The organism is Mesorhizobium carmichaelinearum (assembly GCF_900199455.1).
Taxonomy (GTDB): Bacteria; Pseudomonadota; Alphaproteobacteria; order Rhizobiales; family Rhizobiaceae; genus Mesorhizobium; species Mesorhizobium carmichaelinearum.
The window spans coordinates 58,150-77,988 of sequence record NZ_FZQR01000020.1; the positions used below are offsets into that span (position 1 = coordinate 58,150).

General features: G+C 58.8%; 12 protein-coding genes and 7 pseudogenes. 4 read left to right on the forward strand and 15 right to left on the reverse strand.

Annotation, left to right across the window (positions count from 1 at the left end):
* Positions 1–3: 3 nt before the first annotated feature.
* The 4 genes and pseudogenes from CKW40_RS45445 to CKW40_RS31790 all read right to left on the reverse strand — a co-directional run bounded on the left by CKW40_RS45445 (position 4) and on the right by CKW40_RS31790 (position 1,789).
* Positions 4–135, reverse strand: coding sequence for a hypothetical protein (locus tag CKW40_RS45445; RefSeq protein WP_280175414.1), 132 nt, complete (start codon positions 133–135; stop codon positions 4–6).
* Positions 132–779 (reverse strand): hypothetical protein, encoded by a 648-nt coding sequence (locus CKW40_RS31780; protein WP_095203702.1) that lies wholly within the window; start codon positions 777–779, stop codon positions 132–134. The genes CKW40_RS45445 and CKW40_RS31780 overlap by 4 nt, the downstream gene beginning before the upstream one ends.
* Positions 780–783: 4 nt before the next feature.
* Positions 784–978, reverse strand: coding sequence for a hypothetical protein (locus CKW40_RS31785; protein WP_143748404.1), 195 nt, complete (start codon positions 976–978; stop codon positions 784–786).
* Between the two features lie 95 nt (positions 979–1,073).
* Positions 1,074–1,789: pseudogene (locus CKW40_RS31790) on the reverse strand (IS6 family transposase).
* A gap of 898 nt (positions 1,790–2,687) precedes the next feature.
* On the opposite strand from CKW40_RS31790, the pseudogene CKW40_RS31795 reads away from it, so the two are divergent.
* Positions 2,688–4,034 (forward strand): annotated as a pseudogene (locus tag CKW40_RS31795) (IS5 family transposase).
* A gap of 214 nt (positions 4,035–4,248) precedes the next feature.
* Here CKW40_RS31795 and CKW40_RS31800 read toward each other — a convergent pair.
* From CKW40_RS31800 to CKW40_RS44055, 4 genes and pseudogenes are all read right to left on the reverse strand, one after another.
* Complete coding sequence (locus CKW40_RS31800) at positions 4,249–5,229, reverse strand: LysR family transcriptional regulator (RefSeq protein WP_095203704.1); 981 nt, start codon at positions 5,227–5,229, stop codon at positions 4,249–4,251.
* Between the two features lie 457 nt (positions 5,230–5,686).
* A pseudogene (locus tag CKW40_RS31810) lies at positions 5,687–6,402 on the reverse strand (IS6 family transposase).
* Between the two features lie 39 nt (positions 6,403–6,441).
* Positions 6,442–7,194: a sigma-54 interaction domain-containing protein gene (locus CKW40_RS31815; protein WP_244571369.1), complete on the reverse strand. Its 753-nt coding sequence runs from the start codon at positions 7,192–7,194 to the stop codon at positions 6,442–6,444.
* A gap of 684 nt (positions 7,195–7,878) precedes the next feature.
* Positions 7,879–8,103, reverse strand: a pseudogene (locus CKW40_RS44055) (ISKra4 family transposase); the annotation flags it as partial.
* Positions 8,104–8,622: 519 nt separating this feature from the next.
* Here CKW40_RS44055 and CKW40_RS46020 point away from each other — a divergent pair.
* Together CKW40_RS46020 and CKW40_RS31830 are read left to right on the forward strand one after the other, a co-directional pair.
* Positions 8,623–8,845: pseudogene (locus CKW40_RS46020) on the forward strand (IS256 family transposase); the annotation flags it as partial.
* A 238-nt stretch (positions 8,846–9,083) separates the two neighbouring features.
* Complete coding sequence (locus tag CKW40_RS31830; RefSeq protein WP_095203730.1) at positions 9,084–9,938, forward strand: host specificity protein; 855 nt, start codon at positions 9,084–9,086, stop codon at positions 9,936–9,938.
* Between the two features lie 258 nt (positions 9,939–10,196).
* Here the strand turns inward: CKW40_RS31830 and CKW40_RS31835 are convergent.
* A pseudogene (locus CKW40_RS31835) lies at positions 10,197–11,632 on the reverse strand (IS701 family transposase).
* Between the two features lie 454 nt (positions 11,633–12,086).
* A complete protein-coding gene (locus CKW40_RS31845; protein WP_095203709.1) occupies positions 12,087–14,831 on the reverse strand; it encodes a Ulp1 family isopeptidase in 2,745 nt (914 codons plus the stop codon).
* A 218-nt stretch (positions 14,832–15,049) separates the two neighbouring features.
* On the opposite strand from CKW40_RS31845, the pseudogene CKW40_RS31850 reads away from it, so the two are divergent.
* A pseudogene (locus CKW40_RS31850) lies at positions 15,050–15,738 on the forward strand (IS6 family transposase).
* Between the two features lie 233 nt (positions 15,739–15,971).
* Here CKW40_RS31850 and CKW40_RS31855 read toward each other — a convergent pair.
* Genes CKW40_RS31855 through sctQ form a run of 5 tightly spaced genes read right to left on the reverse strand, consistent with a single transcriptional unit; the run spans position 15,972 to position 19,833 of the window.
* On the reverse strand, positions 15,972–17,009 hold the full coding sequence (locus tag CKW40_RS31855; RefSeq protein WP_095203710.1) for an EscU/YscU/HrcU family type III secretion system export apparatus switch protein: 1,038 nt from the start codon (positions 17,007–17,009) through the stop codon (positions 15,972–15,974).
* Positions 17,006–17,824: a type III secretion system export apparatus subunit SctT gene (gene sctT, locus CKW40_RS31860; protein WP_095203711.1), complete on the reverse strand. Its 819-nt coding sequence runs from the start codon at positions 17,822–17,824 to the stop codon at positions 17,006–17,008. Before sctT ends, CKW40_RS31855 begins: the two co-directional genes overlap by 4 nt.
* An 8-nt stretch (positions 17,825–17,832) precedes the next feature.
* Positions 17,833–18,081: an EscS/YscS/HrcS family type III secretion system export apparatus protein gene (locus CKW40_RS31865; protein WP_179298192.1), complete on the reverse strand. Its 249-nt coding sequence runs from the start codon at positions 18,079–18,081 to the stop codon at positions 17,833–17,835.
* A gap of 29 nt (positions 18,082–18,110) precedes the next feature.
* Positions 18,111–18,776 carry a type III secretion system export apparatus subunit SctR gene (gene sctR, locus CKW40_RS31870; RefSeq protein WP_095203712.1) on the reverse strand — a complete coding sequence of 222 codons (666 nt, stop codon included), beginning with the start codon at positions 18,774–18,776 and terminating at the stop codon, positions 18,111–18,113.
* Positions 18,769–19,833 carry a type III secretion system cytoplasmic ring protein SctQ gene (sctQ, locus tag CKW40_RS31875; RefSeq protein ID WP_095203713.1) on the reverse strand — a complete coding sequence of 355 codons (1,065 nt, stop codon included), beginning with the start codon at positions 19,831–19,833 and terminating at the stop codon, positions 18,769–18,771. Before sctQ ends, sctR begins: the two co-directional genes overlap by 8 nt.
* Positions 19,834–19,839: the final 6 nt, after the last annotated feature.

A 19,839-nucleotide genomic window follows, 5' to 3' on the forward strand; every position in this document is an offset into this window, starting at 1 on the left:
AAATCAGCGCGCCGCGTCGGTCACGTTGGGGCCGTCCGGCACGATTGCCTCTGACTCCGGCTCCGGCGCCACCACCTGGGCGGCGAACCCAATCACGGCCGTCGCCAGTGCGCGCAGCGAGTGGCTGTCGGTCACCGCATGCGGTTCGCCTTCGATGACGGCGCGAGCAATATCGGTGGCCCGGCGAAGTTGAGCGGAGCCACGATCGCGCGGCCGCCGGCATCAACGAGCATGACGTCGCCGACGCCGAAGGATTGGTCGACGGGACCGGCCTTGCTCGGCACCTTCTTGCTGCCGGGCTTCGTCACCGAGACGACCTTCCTGCCGTTGGCGAACACGGCGACATCCGTGGCGTGAACCTCAATGGGGCATGCCCGGATATCCTTGTGGACGTGTACGATAGGCAGCTCCGCGTCTTTCGACTTCAGGACGCGACCGACACCGTCGACAGCGATGTCGGCTTCGGCGATCGCCCGCACCGAACCGCGACCGCGAGGGACGAGGCGACCGACCTTGTCCGGGTCCGGCGCGATCGCCGACACCTTGCCGCCTTCGATGATGGCGCCGGCCGATTCGAACGCCACGATCGCGATGCGGGTCTGCCGCAGCCGTTCGGTGAGGTCGGCGATCTCCTTTTCGAGATTGACTTCATCGGACCGGAACCGCTCCAGCATCCCGGTGACGGCCCTCGAGCTGCGGTCGAGAAGCGATCCCGGCGCGATCTCATCTTCCGAGAGGTCGACCTCGACCAATGGTTTGCGCAAGCGAAAGAAGATCATAGTCTCAACCCTCCTTGACTTGGGAAAACATTCGCAGCGTCTCAGCCACCGGCAATTCCTTACGATCAGGCTTGCTGGCTGCGGCGAGTTTCGCGACTGACGAGGCCTTAGCCATAAAGGCGACGGTCCCCATGACAGAGACCTGGGCGGAGAACCGCGCCTGCCGCTCGCGATCGAGCTTGGAGAAATCGGCCTTCATTTGCCGCTCAACAGAGCGCAGCGCGCGCCGTCTGATTTGGTCCATCGCGGCGAGTTAGCGACGACCGGCACAGAGCCGTCTGCGGCTCTCTAGGATCAGGTGCTCTGAAGACGGGCGATTTCGCGCCACATCTGCATCGCAGATCCTCGCAGCTCGCGATGATGGTCAGATGGAATGTTGTGGCGAGGAATGTGAAACAGGTTGGCGATGGGATCGTGGGTGGAGAGGAAGCGCTGAAGCTGTCGGGCTGACTTGAACCGCTTCATAGTCCTCTCCGGCCGTCGGACCGGTTGGTGAGAATTCTCAGCGCGCTTGTTCAGGCCCTTGTGTGAGCGATGCTCGACGCCCGGCATGATATCGCGCTTGGCCGCACTGTAGGATCGAAGCTTGTCAGTGACCATCACACGCGGCGAGCGGCATTGACCTTTGAGAAGCTTTCGCATCAGACGCCTGGCAACCTTGGCATTGCGGCGTCTTTGCACCAGAACATCGAGAACGAAACCGTCCTGATCGACCGCACGCCAAAGCCAGTGTTTCTTTCCCCGAATGGTGATGACGGCCTCGTCGAGGTGCCATTTGTCGCTGAGCTTTCCGGCTGAGCGCTTGCGGATGTCATTGGCAAAGTGCCTTCCGAATTTCTCCGCCCACAGCTCCACCGTCTGGTGGGAGACCGTGATGCCACGGGCAGCCAGCAGATCTTCGACCATTCGCAGCTGAGAGGAAACCGGAAATAAAGCCAGACCGCATGGGCAATCACATCAGCGGGAAAACGGTGGCGGCGATAAAGTCGATCACGGGCAATAGTCGTCATGCCCACTCATCGCATACCTAAATCGACCGTCGGTTAATGTTACGATGCCGATGATGCCGTTCCGCATGTGCACAAACGATCGCAGGAGTAACTTGACCTCAACGACCCCAATCAGAGAAGCCTGCTAGTGATCACGTCGTTCGTCTCGGGCTTTGCGTTAGCCCCTTGCGCGTCTCGGGCTTTGCGTTAGGCCCTTGCGCGTCCTTGCATGTCGCCCTCGATCTCACGCTTTGAAAACAATGCCCGTTGCAGGGAGCACCTGCGACGTTGCGAACAAGCGCGAAAATGGCCCTGAAGTGAAGTTGGGGCGCCACCATCCGATTGCACGCCAAGCTGAGCAGTGCCTGACGCATGTATTGGTTTCCTCCTAATGCAGCCACCGTCGAGGCAACTGCACGTCGACTACGTTTCAGGATCGAGGGAGGATAGTCAATCGAGCTAACCTTTCATCTGTGAAAGGAAACTCGGCGCTCGGATAGAATTCTATCAGCTCACATATTTCTCTTGTCGGGCTTGTGCAGTTCCGGCACGTCAAGCCGCCGGCGCAACGCTGAGAAGCCTCTCCTGCCGCTTAACTACGATATATTCTTGGCATTTGCCCATATTGCGCCATAATGGGCATCCGCACTACGGAGGAACGCCAGAACATGCTTGGAATGACCCATGGCGAAAAGGGCGCTAGGCACGTGAAACGAAAGGCCCGGGTCTCGCTGGGGTGGCTCTGGCTAAGGAGTCGTCCGTGAAGAACTCGGAAGGCTTTGATTCAATTTAGGATTCTGCTCCAGTTTTGCGTTTGATTTTGCCGAAAATCGTGGCTTTGAGCGGCGATTTCCGGCAAATTGAAGCGTGCCCGTACGCGTGATTCGACTGTTGTGGCGAAGCTGCGAGGGAGCGAGCGATGCGGCCGAAGGAACGGCACGAAAGCGGACAGACCGACCTGTTGCGATCCCGGCTCGACCAGATCCTCAACATGGATCATGCGCTGGTGAAACTGGCCCGGTCGATCGACTGGCGTTTCCTCGAACAACGGCTTGGCGCGGTCTATGACGACGATCCCGGCCGGCCGCCGCTGCCGACCCGGTTGATGGCGGGCCTGGCCATCCTCAAGTCGATGCACAACCTGTCCGACGAGGCGCTGTGCGAGCGCTGGCTTGAGAACCCCTATTAGCAGCTGTTCTGCGGCGAGGAGTTCTTCCAGCACCGCCTGCGCAGCTCGCTGACGCGCTGGCGTCTGCGCATGGGCGAGGAGCGGCTGATGGCCTTGCTCCAGGAGAGCCTTGCGGCAGCGATGCGGCTGGGGGCGGCCAAACCGGCCGACTTCCGTGCGGTGATCGTCGACACCACCGTACAGGAGAAGGCCATCACCTTCCCGACCGACGCCAAGCTGATGCATCGGGCCCGCGAGCGGCTGGTGACGCTGACCAGGAAACACGGCATCGTGCTGCGCCAGTCTTATGCGCGGGTCGGCAAGTTCGCGCTGATCAAGCATCAGCGTTATGCCCATGCCAAGCAGTTCAAGCGCGCCAACCGGGCGCTCAAGCGGCTGCGCACCATGCTCGGCGCGGTGATCCGCGACATTACCCGCAAGCTCGCCGGGCAGCCCGAACTGAGCCAGGTCTTCGCCCTGCCGCTGTCGCTTGCCCGGCGCGTCAGGGACCAGCGGCAGCGCGAGCGCGGCCGCAAGGTCTATTCCCTGCACGCTCCCGAGGTGGAATGCATCGGCAAGGGTAAGGCCCACAAGCCCTATGAGTTCGGCGTCAAGGTCTCGGTCGCCACCACGCTGCAGCGCAGCCGCGGCGGCCAGTTCGTCGCCCATGTCAAGGCGCTGCCCGGCAATCCCTATGACGGCCACACGCTGGCCACCGTCATTCCCGCCATCGAGACCGCGATCGGCGTCAATCTCGGCAAGATCGTCGCCGATGCCGGCTATCGCGGCCACAACGCGCCGAAGGACAAGATGTTCAAGGTCCATGTCGCCGGCTACAGGCGCGGCCTCACCAAGGCCATCAAGCGGGCACTGCGACGCCGGGCCGCCGTCGAACCGGTCATCGGCCATCTCAAGCAGGACCACCGCATGGGCCGCAACTTCCTGGCCTTCCCCGAAGGTGACGCCAACAACGCTATGCTCGCCGCCGTCGGCTACAACTTCAGCCTCTTGCTCAACTGGCTGAGGCTTTTGTTTGCCTTCTTCCTGGCGCTGCTTGCAACCGCTCCAGCGTCACCGGTCCAGCCACGGTCAGCCTGACCTCCGCAGCTCAACCGGAATAGCCTCTGAAACGGGGCTCGCCTTCAACGCCGGTGCCGAAATGAAATGGCTTTCTTCACGGCGACTAAGGATGGCCTTGGCCTGGCGCACTGACAGACGACTGTGCTCAAAACGATTGGCTTCCTGGAGAAGCCCGACGTTGGACGACCTCGGGGGCGCACTTGCCGCCAGCATCGGTTTCATCCGACATGGGCTATGATTCGGGAGCCGGTGTGAGACGCTTGGTCGGCCCAGGAACTCTGCGACCTCCCTTGATCTCACGTGGAGTAACCATCCGGGACGCCTCCTGCACCATTACCTCCCGTATCCAGATGCTTGCCGGATCACTGTTGTGAAGGGCGGGCCATTGGACGGCCCAGGTGAATGTGGGAAGCGGCAGCGGGAGTTCGATGATCTGCAGGGGGAACGTTTTTTCGAAATGCTTAACCAGCCGCAACGGCATCGTCGCTACGCGATCTGTGCCTGATACCATGGGCGGGATCATGCTGAAGCCCTGCACGGCCACCTCGACACGTCTCTTGAGACCATGCTCAAGGAAAAACCATTCGTCGATGGAGGGCCTCAGCGCGCGCCCGAACCTGACCGCAACCTGCCCCATCGACAAAAATCTCTCGAGTGTAAGTTGCCGTGGCAGCTGTTTGTTCGTAGGGCAGCCCACGCACACGATCTTGTCGTCGAACAGCGCCACTTTTGAATGCGCGCTCGACGTGAACAAATCCGGAAGAATCAGAAAATCGACGTCCCTACGCCGGAGAAGCTCATCCGGTTCGTCGTCGATAGACAGCAATTCCAAGCTGACGGCGGGTGCCTCCCGTGCAACACGCTCCACGACCTTTTCAAAAAATACCAGCGTGACGAAATCGGAAAGAATGATAGTGAAGCGCCGGTCGGATTGAGCTGGGATAAACTGATCCTGTGAAAGAATCGAGTATTGGATGTGCAGGAGCGCGTCACGGACTGCGGGGGCGAGCGCTTGCGCACGCGGTGTCAGAATACGTGCGCGGCCGCTCAGGATAAACAAGTCATCGTGGAAATAATCGCGCAGCCGGGCGACCGCCGCACTCATTGCCGGCTGACTTAGGTTAATGCGGTGTGCCGCCTCCGTGAGCTTGCGTTCGGTCAGCAGCGCGTCGAGCACCACGAGCAGATTCAGATCAAGACCCTTGAAACGCATGTGTCCACCCATCCAAAGCGTATATGCGCTTCATCGAAACAAACGATTTACTGATTTTGCAGAACCTTGTATAGGGAATCCAAGGATGAAAGAGAGCTGGCTTCGTTTGTTTGGACAGCGCCCTGCGGAATTTAAGTGGTTTCCTGCCGGGTTACGTTGAACGCAGGGCTTTGCGATTTTTCTGCGGCGTCGGGAGGGTGAAGCTCGACCAGACCTGAAGCAAAATCACGCGGCGACGATCATGCGGCCGTCGCCATTGCGTGCGCGCCGAAATCAACCTCGTCGGGCGCGCGCCCGTCAAGGCTTGAACGTGGGCGTCCTCCATTGTAAGGAGGAGATCAAGCCGCACAAGGTGCGCTACTACCTGGAACGTCGCGATGCCGAGTACGAGCAGAAGATGGCGCGGCATTGTAAACTTAGCGACGACCGGCACAGAGCCGTCTGCGGCTCTCTAGGATCAGGTACTCTGAAGACGGGCGATTTCGCGCCACATCTGCATCGCAGATCCTCGCAGCTCGCGATGATGGTCAGATGGAATGTTGTGGCGAGGAATGTGAAACAGGTTGGCGATGGGATCGTGGGTGGAGAGGAAGCGCTGAAGCTGTCGGGCTGACTTCAGCCGCTTCATAGTCCTCTCCGGCCGTCGGACCGGTTGGTGAGAATTCTCAGCGCGATTGTTCAGGCCCTTGTGTGAGCGATGCTCGACGCCCGGCATGATATCGCGCTTGGCCGCACTGTAGGATCGAAGCTTGTCAGTGACCATCACACGCGGCGAGCGGCATTGACCTTTGAGAAGCTTTCGCATCAGACGCCTGGCAACCTTGGCATTGCGGCGTCTTTGCACCAGAACATCGAGAACGAAACCGTCCTGATCGACCGCACGCCAAAGCCAGTGTTTCTTTCCCCGAATGGTGATGACGGCCTCGTCGAGGTGCCATTTGTCGCTGAGCTTTCCGGCTGAGCGCTTGCGGATGTCATTGGCAAAGTGCCTTCCGAATTTCTCCGCCCAAAGCTTCACCGTCTGGTGGGAGACCGTGATGCCACGGGCAGCCAGCAGATCTTCGACCATTCGCAGCTGAGAGGAAACCGGAAATAAAGCCAGACCGCATGGGCAATCACATCAGCGGGAAAACGGTGGCGGCGATAAAGTCGATCACGGGCAATAGTCGTCATGCCCACTCATCGCATACCTAAATCGACCGTCGGTTAATGTTACGATGCCCGTGAGACATGTCGGCCACACAGCAACCTGCAACCGTCGAGATGGACCATGTCGATCTGGCCGCCGTCGTCGGCATAGACCACGCCGCGCTCGATCAGGTTCTGCAACTCCCTGATGTTGCCCGGGTAGTCATATTTAAGCAGCACGTCGGTCGCCCGCCGCGTGAAGCCGCTGAGCGTGCGGCCATGCCTCTGGCAATAGAGCCGCAGGAAATGCGCCATCAGGAGCGGAATGTCGTCGCGCCGTTCGCGCAGTGGCGGAATGGTAATCGGAAACACACATAGCCGGAAGTAGAGATCGCTGCGGAAACGACCGGCCGCGACCTCAGCGGCCAGATCGACGTTGGACGCCGCGACCACGCGCACATCGACAGGGATAGAGCGCTGGCCGCCGACCCGTTCGACCGTGCGCTCCTGCAGCGCTCGCAATAGCTTGCCCTGGGCCGAGTAGGCAAGGGTAGAAGTCTCGTCGAGAAAGAGAGTGCCGCCGGAAGCCCTTTCGAAATAGCCTGCCCGCGATGCTGTGGCGCCAGTGAACGCGCCTTTTTCGACGCCGAAGAGTTCGGACTCGACGAGATTGTCCGGAATGGCGGCGCAGTTGATGGCGATGAACGGCCGCGCCGCCCGCCGGCCCAGCGCATGAAGTTGTTGCGAGAACAGTTCCTTGCCGACGCCGGACTCGCCGCTGAACAGCACCGTGGCATCGGTGGCGGCAACCTTTTCGAGGAGGTGGCGGGTGCGCATGAACGCCGCCGAGACGCCGACCGCCACAGGATCGCCGTCCGCAGCTTTGGGTGGCTCGGATGTCGGTCGAAGCGACGGCACCGTGGCGTTGTACGTAGCAGAATATCGCCCGGATGGGTTGCCGTTCTGAATTCGGTCCATATTCCAACTCCGGTTGGGGCCGGTTTGCAAATGCAGGCAGCCTCGTCCTCTCCCTACTAGTGTTACCTTTCGAGAGGCTGACGCGGGTTATAAAAGTCAGCCTTTCGCATTCTTGATTTTGCCGTGGGGTGCGTTGAGCGGCAGCCTCTACGCCAGACAGACCGTTGACCCGTGCGGTCGAGTCCGCTTCGAACAAGTCTGAAATGCGGGGCGAATGTCCTGGATCAACGAGCGGAGTTTTGCCGTCGAGTGGGAGGGTGCGGATCAACGTGACGTCGTATCGCGCCGGCATTGCAAAGGCGGGCATCGCCAAGTCAATCTATGCGGAATTTTCTGTGACGAGGCGATCGGGCGGCATGGTTCGCCAGCACTTGGATCACCTCCATACCACGTTCCACCTGACATGAGCTCCGTCCGCTGATGGACAATCGGCGCCGTCCAATGTCCGACAATAGAGGTGGCTCGGTTTGTTTGGACAGGAATTCCCGATTTATAAGTGGAACACTGCCTCCGGTTAGGGGACCATGAGGAATTGTGTGGCAGCTATGCCGCCGCCCGATTGCCGGCGTTTCGGTGATTATCGTTTGCCATGCCCGGATACCACCTTTCGAAGGTCGCCCGCAAAGAGCCGTCGAGGGTCTGCGTTCGGGTTTGCAACTGGAGATGCGCGCCTGTCCGGCTCCATTGCATCTGCTGTTTCTTGGCGAAACGCTTGCTGACGACGGCGTTGACGGTCGCCTCGACGAGGACGGAGGATATCCGCTCTCCCCGTGGTTTGCGAAGCACATCCGTCAGGCGATCATCGATTTCGTCGGGCTGACGAAGGCGAACAATGTTGACAGTCTCGTTCATGGCGTATCGCTCTCCTTGAGAGGTTCTGGCAGGCTTCATCACCCGCCTCGATACGGCCGCTCTTAAAAAACCGTCATCACCCAGTTTCAGCCATAGCTCCGTGGTGGGGAGGCGGGTTAATCATCCAGCAGCCGCCGGAGTTCCCCTGGCTCGAATGCCACCATTGGTGGGGAGGCGGGTTCATGATCCAACAGCTGCCGGGGCCGCTCCTCGTGCGGCAATGGCCTCGTCAGTCGGTCTTGCAGCGCCTGCCGATCGGCGACGAGGTTGTCGAGGTGCAGCGGCTCGTGGTCCGGCCGCTCCTTCTCAGCGCAACCGGGCGAGTCGCAGGCTATCTACTAACACGAGCTCGCAGCTCAACGTACAAGATCGGCCTGCCCGCACCTTCGTGCTCCCGGTGCCTCTGTCCCGGATGGTCGCACCATACGCCGCAATCACGAAAACCGCAGCCGGACATCGGCACCGAGGTACCGAACGGTGCGCACGAAGGGCTCCCTGTCGTCGAAGACCGCCAGATGATGGTCTTCAAGCTCGTCATGGCCGCCGCCAAATCCTGGCGTCGATTGAAGGACAAAATCAGTTGCCGAAACTGCTCGCAGGTGCCAAGTTCCAGGATGGGATAGAGGTCATCGAAATGAAGCCGCAAAGCGCCGCGTGATCAACCCCGTCACCCAAAATTCTAGCATAGCTCCGCGACTTACCAGGGCGAATTGAGAATTGGCGAGGGCGAGCAAACCAAGACCCGGCGCGAGCCCGGGGTCAGATCGAGATAGGGGTTGCGACCATGCACTCTTCTGTACGTCAGCTTGTTGTCAGCTCGCTCGCTTACCCTGCTAACAGGTCTTAAGTAGACCGATATTGACTACAGTGCAGCACTGTCGATGGAGAGCGATCGCGTGTATAGCAGAATCACTGGTTCATCCAGCCAACCTACAAGCCCAGGCCATGCCGATGAATCGGAGCAGGCAGCAGATAAACAGAGGTTTACGGAATCGCTTACAGGCGCGGGGACTAGTTCGTCGTCGGCGACGCGGCCGTATTCCCTCACCCCCGAACCTCCTATCTACGAGATGGATAGTGATGAGTTCAGGCAAGAGTTGAGGGACTTCTATGGTGTCGATGTCAAGCACATAGCCGATAATCCTCAAGAGTACTCGGATTTCGTGTCATCAAAAGCCGAGCGCACTGCAATTGTCGCTAGAGCAGGTGCGACCGTAGATGACGAGGCGGGTTCGAAGTACTTCAGCTACCAGTTGGGCGATAAGAGCGTCGGGCTCCTAAGGACGGACCCAGGATTCCGCATCAAAGGGGAAGAGTGGCAGAAGGAATACTTTCCGGACCGAAAAAACATTTCATCGGTCGTGGCCCTTCGAGTTGCGCACCCGCTCGTTGAGAACGCCGGCGATGTTCTGCTCGAACATCAACTTCGGCTCGACGGCAAGAAGCCTTTGATCATGTCACGTCCTGCTAACGATGCCGCAAAGCCCCGTCTGGAGCAGATGGGCTTTGTTGACGTGGGGGAGAACCAGTTCGTGCTTGACCCTAGACGGTCCGATAAGTGGACGATGAACAACGATGGTGAATGGCAGCGGGCAGACAAGCCTCGACTGTATCTTCAAGCCGAGAGCGAGGATCCCGTTGATCGAAGTAGCAACGAAAACGAAGGATATGTCGAGACAGATTCGTCCGGCGATGATCCTTCTTGGTACTTGGAGCGGGCGCTCAATTTCCGCGGAGGACCGGCCGACTGAGATTCTCGATAGACGGAACGGAACGTGCATGAAGGCTATCATGTTTCGTGTCCCGCGTGCCGGGCGCGAAGGGGATAACCGAAGCGATTCGTACCGAATGTGAGGGGCGTCAAATTGAAGAGCTGGAGCAGTGCAGTTCGAGACCAATCGGGGCATCATCATGGCACCGATGCGGCGGGTCAGGTTCAATCCGATGTCCCGCATGGGCATTGTAAACTTAGCGACGACCGGCACAGAGCCGTCTGCGGCTCTCTAGTACTACTGCGTCATAAATTGCGAGCCTGACGCGGACGGTCCATTGGCCTTATGCAGCACGGACATCGTTGCAGACGGTTGGCCAGGGCGACAGTCAGGCGTCGCCTGAGGGTTGGGATCGAGGTCGGGACGTGCCGCTCTGGTCGGATCGGAGGATCTGCGGGTTCGATAACCGTCGGGAAGACGAGGTGTTTGGCGGCCCTGGGCGCGAGTTGGAGTTGAGGGGGGAATCGTCTCCCTCAGAGAGACCAAGAAGCCATAGGCGGCGATACAGAGGCTGGCGTGGTGGTGGAAGCCGCGCCACCCTCGGCCTTCGTAGTGGCCCAGTCCCAGTTCCTGCTTGAGTTCCTGATAGTCTCGCTCGATCCGCCAACGCAGCTTGGCGGCGTCGACCAACTGGGTGATCGTAGCGTCGGCCGGCAAGGTGGAGAGCCAATACTTGCTCGGCTCGACCTCGCCTTCAGTCCACTCGATCAGGAGCCACTCTTCGGCGTGAGCCTCGGGCCGATTGTAGTCCCTGGATGTCGGCCGCAAGCGCACGGCGGCAAAGCGGGAATTGAGCTCGGTGTTGGTTCCTTCACGCCAGGCCATCGTGCGCCAAGGCTCGGCGTCGAGCTCCTCGGCCATGGCCTTGGCCGAGATTGGCTTGTGATTGTCGGTTCGGCCAACTCGAGACGGCGGCCGGCCTCTTCCTCTCCAAGGCTTGGGCGGCAGCGAGCTCTCGCCTGGGCGCCAGACGCTGAGTGTGGGCTGAACGCCGACAACATAGGTCAGACCGAGCTCGGACAGGCCCGCGCGGAAACCGCCGTCGGCGCCATATCCGGCGTCGGCGAGAACCACGCCGGGCGCGACGCCTTCGGCCTTGGCCGTCCTGATCTGCTCGAGCGCGATCTGCGGCTTGGTCGGAACGTGATCTCCGCCGGAATCTTGGCCTTCTTGCGTTGTTCCGGATCCTCCGCCCAGCTGTGCGGGAGATACAATTCATAGGCGATCGGAAGCGAGGCTGCGTCATTTGCGATCGATAGGCTAACCGCAATCTGACAGTTGTCCTGCTTGCCCAACTGGCCGCAATACTGGCGCGCTACGCCAACCGAGTGCTTGCCCTTCTTAGGAAAGCCGGTGTCGTCGACGATCCACGCCCGGATCGGTCCACGCTGCTCGATCCGAGGAAGAACCCAGTCGCCAACCCGCGCCAGCAAGGCCGCGTCCGACCACGGCGCCTGTCCCACGAAATGCAGCAGAGACTGATGCTTGGCCGACACCCGCGACGGCGCCGTGACGGCCGCCAACGGCTCCACGCTCTTGCGCTCTATCGGCATCAGAAGTCCGAGGCAATAATCCTTCAGCGGCTCAGCTCGGTCGGCGTGGCCGATCACCCCGATCAAAGCATCGACATAGGCGTCGAACGCGGCTTCACTCTCGGCTGTCCAGTCGGGCATGGCGGGCGCTTCCCTGATCACGAAGCAGCACCCTAACAAATCCGAGACCAGCGCGAATCCCCCCGCAGCCGCGACTTTCTGACTCAGTAAGATTAGGCGGCAACCCTTCATCTCGGATGCAGCCCCATTCTTTGCCTCTGCCCAACGGACGCCTAACTTTTTTCGGGAAACACGCTGAGTTCGGTCCCTTGCGCTCGCTTCGTCCTTCGGATGTGGCCCGCCTCGATGCCCATCAGCGCATCGATGCCTTGCACTTGTGCGCGTACGGCCTGTGGGACTGGGACATGGTGCGCGGCAAGATGTACTGGTCGCGCTCCATGTATGACATGCTCGACTACCGGCCTTGCCTGCGACACCATGCTGTCCTTCGGCGAGGTCGACGAGATCATCCACGAAGACGACGGTGACCTAAAGTACCCATGCCCAATAGTGCGCTCCGTGGTGGGGAGGCGGGTTAATCATCCAGCAGCCGCCGGAGTTCCCCTGGCTCGAATGCCACCATTGGTGGGGAGGCGGGTTCATGATCCAACAGCTGCCGGGGCCGCTCCTCGTGCGGCAATGGCCTCGTCAGTCGGTCTTGCAGCGCCTGCCGATCGGCGACGAGGTTGTCGAGGTGCAGCGGCTCGCGGTCCGGCCGCTCCCCGTCGAGCAATCGCCCAACCAGCGCCCACGTGCTGTCCAACACAAAGACACCGCAATCATAATCGTTCGACTGTCGGGGCATGCGGGCTGGCGCCAAGGTGGCGTTCAGCAGTCCTGCGAGCTGTTTTGCAGGAACGTCGTTGTATCCCTCTCGCTGGAGGGAGTCGTAGTGATAGGCCAACCGCGTTTCCGGTTTGCGGCGATCAACGAGCAGCAGCGACCAATGGGTGCCGGGGGTAGTAGGAGTGCCATTGTTCACTGGAAGGAACAGAAAGTCGGCTGGCGCGTCATTTTGATTATAGATGGACTGCAATGTGTCGCGCGCGTCTTGCGGCGCCATGTGACGCAGTAGATGGGAGACCGACGGATCCACCAGCCGTGTCCTGGCGGCGAGCGTCGGATCGGTTGTCTGCAGCTCCTCCTCCAGCAATTGGTAATCCCTCTGGATATGGGCGTCGCTCAGCCACTCGGTGGCGTCGAGCACCGACCCGTTGGGGACATTGGACGAGGCTGTCGTATCGAGCGCCCCGATGTGAGTGTTGGAGGAACTGGTCGTTAGCGTCGTCACATCAACCAGTGGAAGGCCACGGTAGCTGTCTGGCAGCCTAGGGATTACTGGCGAGGCGGGTTGGGGAGCTCTTGCCGGTCGCGATGGCGCAGCTTCACTCATCGGCGAAAGTCGACCGCGGTGGACGGGCCGAAAGTCATCGGGCCCTCCCGTCCCCGCGACGGCGGACCCTGTCGCTTGCATCATGGGCTGCCACTCCGACTCGCGGAGCATTTGCCCGCGCGGACGCACGGGTGCAGAATGAGCATCGTCGCGTAAGTCGGACGGTGTGGGCGCATTCAGATCAACAAAAGACTGAAGACCGCCGAACGTGTTGGAGCGAGCCCTGACAGGGGGCGCTGGCGCAAAGTGAGCATCGTCGCGTAAGTCGGACGGTGTGGGCGCATTCAGATCAACAAAAGACTGAAGACCGCCGAACGTGTTGGAGCGAGCCCTGACAGGGGGCGCTGGCGCAAAGTGAGCATCGTCGCGTAAGTCGGACGGTGTGGGCGCATTCAGATCAACAAAAGACTGAAGGCCGCCGAACGTGTTGGAGCGAGCCCTGATAGGGGGCGCTGCCACAAAGTGAGCATCGTCACGCAAAACAGGGGCAATATGGCGCCCAGATCCCAACTTTCCGACGCCCGATTTCCCCAGATCCAGCGCCTTGTGGTTAAGGCGATCAGAAATGCCTATCTTACCGTTTTTGTCTAGGTAATCATTGAAAGGTTTAAGAGCAGATGTATACCTCATTGACTTAGCTTGGTCGACGTTCTTCGCAGAGGGAGTTGCATTGTACTGTTTGATGACGGCTTCGTCTTGGGAATTGGAATTGCGGAGCAAGCGACCTACGACTGGCAGTGAGCCGCCGGCCGCCGCAATCTTCAGATGATGCATGGGCACTTTGAGGGAGGGACCACCCGATCCCTCGTACTGCTTCAGATCCTGGTTCAGCGATCTCTCGTCCAGGCGAGTAGCAAAGCCGTGTTTTCCGTTGGCAACGAGCCAGCGAGCGAAGTTCAAAAGAGGATTTACATTGACCTTGAAGGTGGTCTCCGCGACCTTGCCCTTGCGGAGCGCTGATTCCAGCACCCCGATAAGGGACGCATCTTCGGCATAAAGAGCACGTTTGTTGCCACCCACGGTAACCAATGCTGCAGACTGGGTCGCGTTGTTCAGTTTGATGAGGGGTTCGTCACAGGAATGCGGATTCCGGAAAGAGCGACCTACAATTGGCACGCCGCCGGCCTCCGCAGTCTTGAGATGGCGCAGCGGCGCTTCGAGGGACGGACCACACGATCCCTCGTACTGATTCAAATCCTGTTTCAGCGACGTCTCGCCAAGGCGAGTAGAAAGGCCCTGCTTTCCGTTGACAGCAAGCCAACGAGCGAAGCGCAAAAGAGGATTTACATTGAGTTTGACGGTGCCCTCCCCGACCTTGCCCTTGCGGAGCGCTGATTCCAGCACCCCGATAAGGGACGCATCTTCGGAATAAAGAGCACGTTTGTTGCCACCCACGGTAACCAGTGTTGAATTCTGGGTCGCATTGGTAGGACGCTTGAAGCCGTCAAGATCTTTGTTCGGCGCGTCAGAGTTTTTGATTCGCTCCCGCCTGATCTGCACTTCGTTGATAGCGGGCAGCAGCGAGGTGGCGGCCTGCGGATTGTTTAGTGTCCTTTGCCTCTTCGCCGGTGCGCCATACTCATCGCCCCGATCCGCGGCACTACCCAAAGGTTGTTCCTCAGCGAAACTTTGCAGGGGCAATTGTGCCGTCGGCTCTAATGGCGACCGCGAATTGCCCTTCCTTGGGCGCCAAGTCCTCACTCCAATGCGCTGGTCTTGAGAGACATCAAGGATCTGGCTAGGGTGGGCAACTGCGGCATCGACATTTGGCACGTCGCGCAAGTGCTGCTCAAATGCTGCTTGCTCTTGCTTTGGCCGCTGTTGCACCGTGGCGTTGTACGTAGCAGAATATCGCCCGGATGGGTTGCCGTTCTGAATTCGGTCCATATTCCAACTCCGGTTGGGGCCGGTTTGCAAACGCAGGCAGCCTCATCCTCTTCCTACTAGTGTTACCTTTCGAGAGGCTGACGCGGGTTATAAAAGTCAGCCTGTCGCATTTTTGATTTTGCCGTGGGGTGCGTTGAGCGGCAGCCTCTACGCCAGACAGACCGTTGACGGCATCGTAACATTAACCGACGGTCGATTTAGGTATGCGATGAGTGGGCATGACGACTATTGCCCGTGATCGACTTTATCGCCGCCACCGTTTTCCCGCTGATGTGATTGCCCATGCGGTCTGGCTTTATTTCCGGTTTCCTCTCAGCTGCGAATGGTCGAAGATCTGCTGGCTGCCCGTGGCATCACGGTCTCCCACCAGACGGTGAAGCTTTGGGCGGAGAAATTCGGAAGGCACTTTGCCAATGACATCCGCAAGCGCTCAGCCGGAAAGCTCAGCGACAAATGGCACCTCGACGAGGCCGTCATCACCATTCGGGGAAAGAAACACTGGCTTTGGCGTGCGGTCGATCAGGACGGTTTCGTTCTCGATGTTCTGGTGCAAAGCCGCCGCAATGCCAAGGTTGCCAGGCGTCTGATGCGAAAGCTTCTCAAAGGTCAATGCCGCTCGCCGCGTGTGATGGTCACTGACAAGCTTCGATCCTACAGTGCGGCCAAGCGCGATATCATGCCGGGCGTCGAGCATCGCTCGCACAAGGGCCTGAACAAGCGCGCTGAGAATTCTCACCAACCGGTCCGACGGCCGGAGAGCGCTATGAAGCGGCTGAAGTCAGCCCGACAGCTTCAGCGCTTCCTCTCCACCCACGATCCCATCGCCAACCTGTTTCACATTCCTCGCCACAACATTCCATCTGACCATCATCGCGAGCCCCAAACCCCTCATGTGAGTCGAGCTTAGACTGCATGTTCGCCTGAGATAGGGCGAAGCAGTCCTTGCCGCCGACACATGACAAACCGCTCAGCGGCAGCGTAGGATCGGTCATCGCGGGTGCAGTCTCCGGGGAAGAACGCGGAACGGCGTAATCGAATCATCTTTCAATGGCTTGCACCACATCCGTGTCAAATCTTCAGTTCAAGTTCGCTTGACAATCCGCCAACCCCCCCCCGAGAATTTTTCAAGCTAGACTGGGACTAAGCCAAGCCTGCGGCGAAGAGTGCTTTCGCCACGGGCTCGAAATATTGCCCAGGAACAGGGTGGCCCAGTTTCGCTTTGCTGATGAGCTGATGCGCAAGGACATGGTCATCGACAATTTGGAGACCTAGCGCACGAGCCTCGCTAAGCAGGTGTGCAACGCGCTCGCCTTCGGCGCGGCAAACCAGGACCGGGACCCCCGTCTCACCACGAACGTAGCGTATGCCGATCAGTATCGCCCTTCCTTTGAAGACCAGCGTGGCGCGATGCACACCAAGGGGAGGATCGTCTGCTGTCTCGTCACGGATGCGACGTCGTTCCCCCTTCAACTCGGGCGCCCCTTGCTGATCCTTCACTTCGCGCATGACTTCAGTCTGGGTCATCCGCATTTCGCGCTGAAACAACGCACGCTGCAACAGGAGATCAATCATGCCGGCGGCTAGAAGTGCGCCGGCGCCAATTCCAATCAGCAGTTTTGCCTCCGCAAAGACAAGGCCCAGACAGCCCGTGCCACAGACTGGCAGATAGACCATCGTCTTCCACATGCCGAGAAGGCAAAGGGAAAAGAATGCGCTGAGAACGAATACCTTAAACAGCGTCTTGCCAAGTTCGACGATGGAACGCGCAGACACCAAGCGCTTCAGCCCTTGAAAAGGATCTATTTTCTCAAAGCTGGGCTTCATTGGTTCGAGAGAAAAAACAAATCCACCATTGGCTAGCAAGCTGGCCAAAACCACCGCAGCGACTAGGGTCCCAAGCAGAGGGCCAACAGTTGCCAGAGTTAGTTCGAGGAGCACAACCAGCGCCTGCCGGACCGCGAGATCGAAAGGCAGATTCTGCAGTTTATCAGCGAATAGCAGCACTTCGCGAGACTTGTCTTCGATCACGCTGCCTCTTAACCATAGGTACCCGAGCCCGGCGCAAGTGCCGACCGCCCGAACGAAATCAGAGCTACGTGGCAGCTGCCCATTTTTGCGCGCTTCGTTTAGCTTCTTGGGGGTGGCGGCGTGTGTCTTCTCTTCACTGGTGTCGCTCATTTCAGCAACTTATCGAACCACTCGAGCGCGCCATTCGCCTGTGTGATCTCCAGTTTCATGCCCTCGACCAGATAGGCAGCGTAGGTGACCATCAGAATCGGAAAGACAAGATTCTTGATCGTCGGGGACTGTTGGCCCAATTTGAATTGCGGCGCAAAGCGACGCATCAGCATCATAGATACATCAATCAGCATCATAAAGAACACGACGGGCCCTGACACCAATAAAGCCGTACGCATTATGTGATCCAGGAGCCCTAATATCTCCATTGACGCTTGCGTGTTCAATGTAGGGTGAAACTTATACACGGGCCAGATCAAATAGCTGCCATAAAGGGCGCTGATCACAGTTTCCAGCCCCCCTGATGCGACGAAAATGGCAATCGCAGTGATCCCGAGAAAAACTCCCATAGCGGAAGCCTGACTGTTGGTCGCGGGGTCGGACGGAGCGGACGGGCTGGTGATGCCGCGTTGGTTGTCGACAAACTCACCGGCCGCCTGAAGGCCCCACAAGGGAATGCCAAGAAAAGTACCAAGCAGTGCGCCGACAAAAACTTCCTTTAATCCGAGCAGAGTTACCTGGATCAAACGTGTTCCAGGATCCAGCGCCTGCAAGCCGTCGCTGACGTGTGCCAGAAATGGTAATCCGAAGGCAACAGCCAGGCAGCCGCGGATCAGCCCATCGATCTGAGAACGTGTAAATACAGGTAGGATCAGCATAATGCCTATCGCGCGCCCTGCGGCAAGACCGGCTGCAACCGCGAGTTCGATAGCTGTATGGATCAGGTTTTGGATCTCGGCCGGTGATGCATACATGGCGGAGACTAGTAGCTAAGTGTCATGGCGGGAAACTCGGTAAAGATCTGGTTGGCCAGCTCTATCAGCGGGGCGCTCAGCACAGGAGCAAACAAGCCAATCACCGCGACAACAACCAGAAGCTTCACGGTGAGTGGCAAACTTTCATCCTGGATCTGCGTCGCCGCCTGGATGATGCCAATGACGAGGCCAACGACCACCGATGCAATGAGCGGCGGCAGAATCCAAATCATGAACACCACCAACGATTGACTCATAAGAGCGACAATACTGGGTTCAGCGATAATCAACCTCCCGGTATCGTGTAACTCAACACAAGTCCGTGCATCAATTTCGACCAGCCATCGATAGCGACGAACACGAAGAGTTTGAAAGGGACAGATATAAGCGTTGGCGATACCATGGACATACCCATGGCCATCAAAATTGTCGTAACAATAAGATCAATAGCAATAAAAGGGAGATAAAGGAGAAAGCCGATCTCAAATGCGCGTTTTAGTTCTGAAATTAGAAAAGAGGGCACCAGAATGGAGAGATCATCAGAGGTGGCTGTGGCACGCATTTCCTCTGGCCAGACTTTTTCAGTGGAGGAGAGGAAGAATTGTCGCTGCTCTTCATTTGTGAATTTTTTAAGATGGTCACGCAGCGGCTCACTCCCGGAACGGGCAGCGCTTACCCAGTCGTCGAGGGTCTGATAACGTAGCTTCGGATCAGTCATCCGATCATAGGTCTGTTCAACAACGGGCGCGCTAACGAACATGGTGAGAATCAATGCCACGGCGTACAGTACTATGTTAGGTGGTATCGTCTGAGTCCCGAGCGCATTGCGCACGAGGAAGAGAACAACCGATACCTTTACAAAAGCCGTGGTGGTAACGACTGCCAAAACCAGCAGACCCAGTCCGGCGGTAATCGCAAGAAGCGCCAGGATTGTGGGCTGAACTTCAGTCATTGCATGCCAAGCCGCCAAAGAGCCTGATGCCCAGCGCATCCCCAATGCGCACGATGTCGCCACGCCCGATACACTGACCATTCGCAAGTATGTCGACCGGACCGTCGATCGGCCGTCCAAGCTCGAAGATATGCCCTTCGCCGGCACTTCTTAATTCCCCTAGTGGAATAGGCCAGCGACCGCATTCAAAGACAAGCAGGATCTCGACATCGTCGAGATCCTCCGTCAGCCCTAGTTGCGATCCAGGTTGTGTCATATGCGCATTCTCCAAAGAACATGATTGCGGACGGAAAGGCCCCCGCAGGACGAACTGGTCGCCATCGAGATCTGCACCGGCCCACAACTGGCCGAAAGTTAGGGTGATCTCGCCGCGGCCGAACGACGCCATGTCCGGCAACAGAGCATCACCGACACATGCCTTTCGAAGAAGCGACATAGGAACGCGCAGAGTGCCGATCTGTCCTGCAACTACGATCGGGAGGTCTGGAGACAACCCGCGCGGCTGTCGCGGTAACTGGGCAAGCAGTTCGCCTAACGCGCGAAACGCAGACGGCACCAAGCCGTCAAGATGCGCGAACAGGAAGAGACGACCCGCGCCGCTGATCGGGCCGAAGACGATATCCAGTTCGAGATAAGGAGCCAGTGTCATGGCTTCACACACGCGCACGAGTTGCACGTTCAACTGCGTCCTATCCTCCAAGCGAGCGACAAGCGGCTCAAGTGCAAGTTCCAGAAGGAGCGAAGCAGTTGGTTCGGAAGGGAAAGTCAGGCCATTCTGCACTGTAGCGATGAGGCTCTCTACAAGCGGCCGCGATATGGACAGGACGACCATCTCAGCTCCGACCTTCCAAATGCAGTCAAGCATTGGAATGCCGGCAGATTTCTCTTGCCAGACAAGCCCTGCCATCCGCACCGATAGCGGCACGTCGTTGATCCGGCTCTGAAACGGGCTGCGGGAAGCCGCTGAGTCATTGAGCCACGACACGACCTCATGTGACAGTGTCAGCACTGGTTCAAATATAGGGGGCCTCACCATAGCCGTTACCAAAGATTGCACGATTGT

Excerpts from the sequence above, each read along its gene's own strand:
- CKW40_RS31845 (WP_095203709.1), bottom strand. The coding sequence starts at position 14,831 with ATGGACCGAATTCAGAACGGCAACCCATCCGGGCGATATTCTGCTACG.
- sctR (WP_095203712.1), bottom strand. The coding sequence starts at position 18,776 with ATGACTGAAGTTCAGCCCACAATCCTGGCGCTTCTTGCGATTACCGCC.
- CKW40_RS31780 (WP_095203702.1), bottom strand. The coding sequence starts at position 779 with ATGATCTTCTTTCGCTTGCGCAAACCATTGGTCGAGGTCGACCTCTCG.
- CKW40_RS31855 (WP_095203710.1), bottom strand. The coding sequence starts at position 17,009 with ATGAGCGACACCAGTGAAGAGAAGACACACGCCGCCACCCCCAAGAAG.
- CKW40_RS31785 (WP_143748404.1), bottom strand. The coding sequence starts at position 978 with ATGAAGGCCGATTTCTCCAAGCTCGATCGCGAGCGGCAGGCGCGGTTC.
- CKW40_RS31815 (WP_244571369.1), bottom strand. The coding sequence starts at position 7,194 with ATGCGCACCCGCCACCTCCTCGAAAAGGTTGCCGCCACCGATGCCACG.
- sctT (WP_095203711.1), bottom strand. The coding sequence starts at position 17,824 with ATGTATGCATCACCGGCCGAGATCCAAAACCTGATCCATACAGCTATC.
- CKW40_RS31800 (WP_095203704.1), bottom strand. The coding sequence starts at position 5,229 with ATGCGTTTCAAGGGTCTTGATCTGAATCTGCTCGTGGTGCTCGACGCG.
- CKW40_RS31865 (WP_179298192.1), bottom strand. The coding sequence starts at position 18,081 with ATGAGTCAATCGTTGGTGGTGTTCATGATTTGGATTCTGCCGCCGCTC.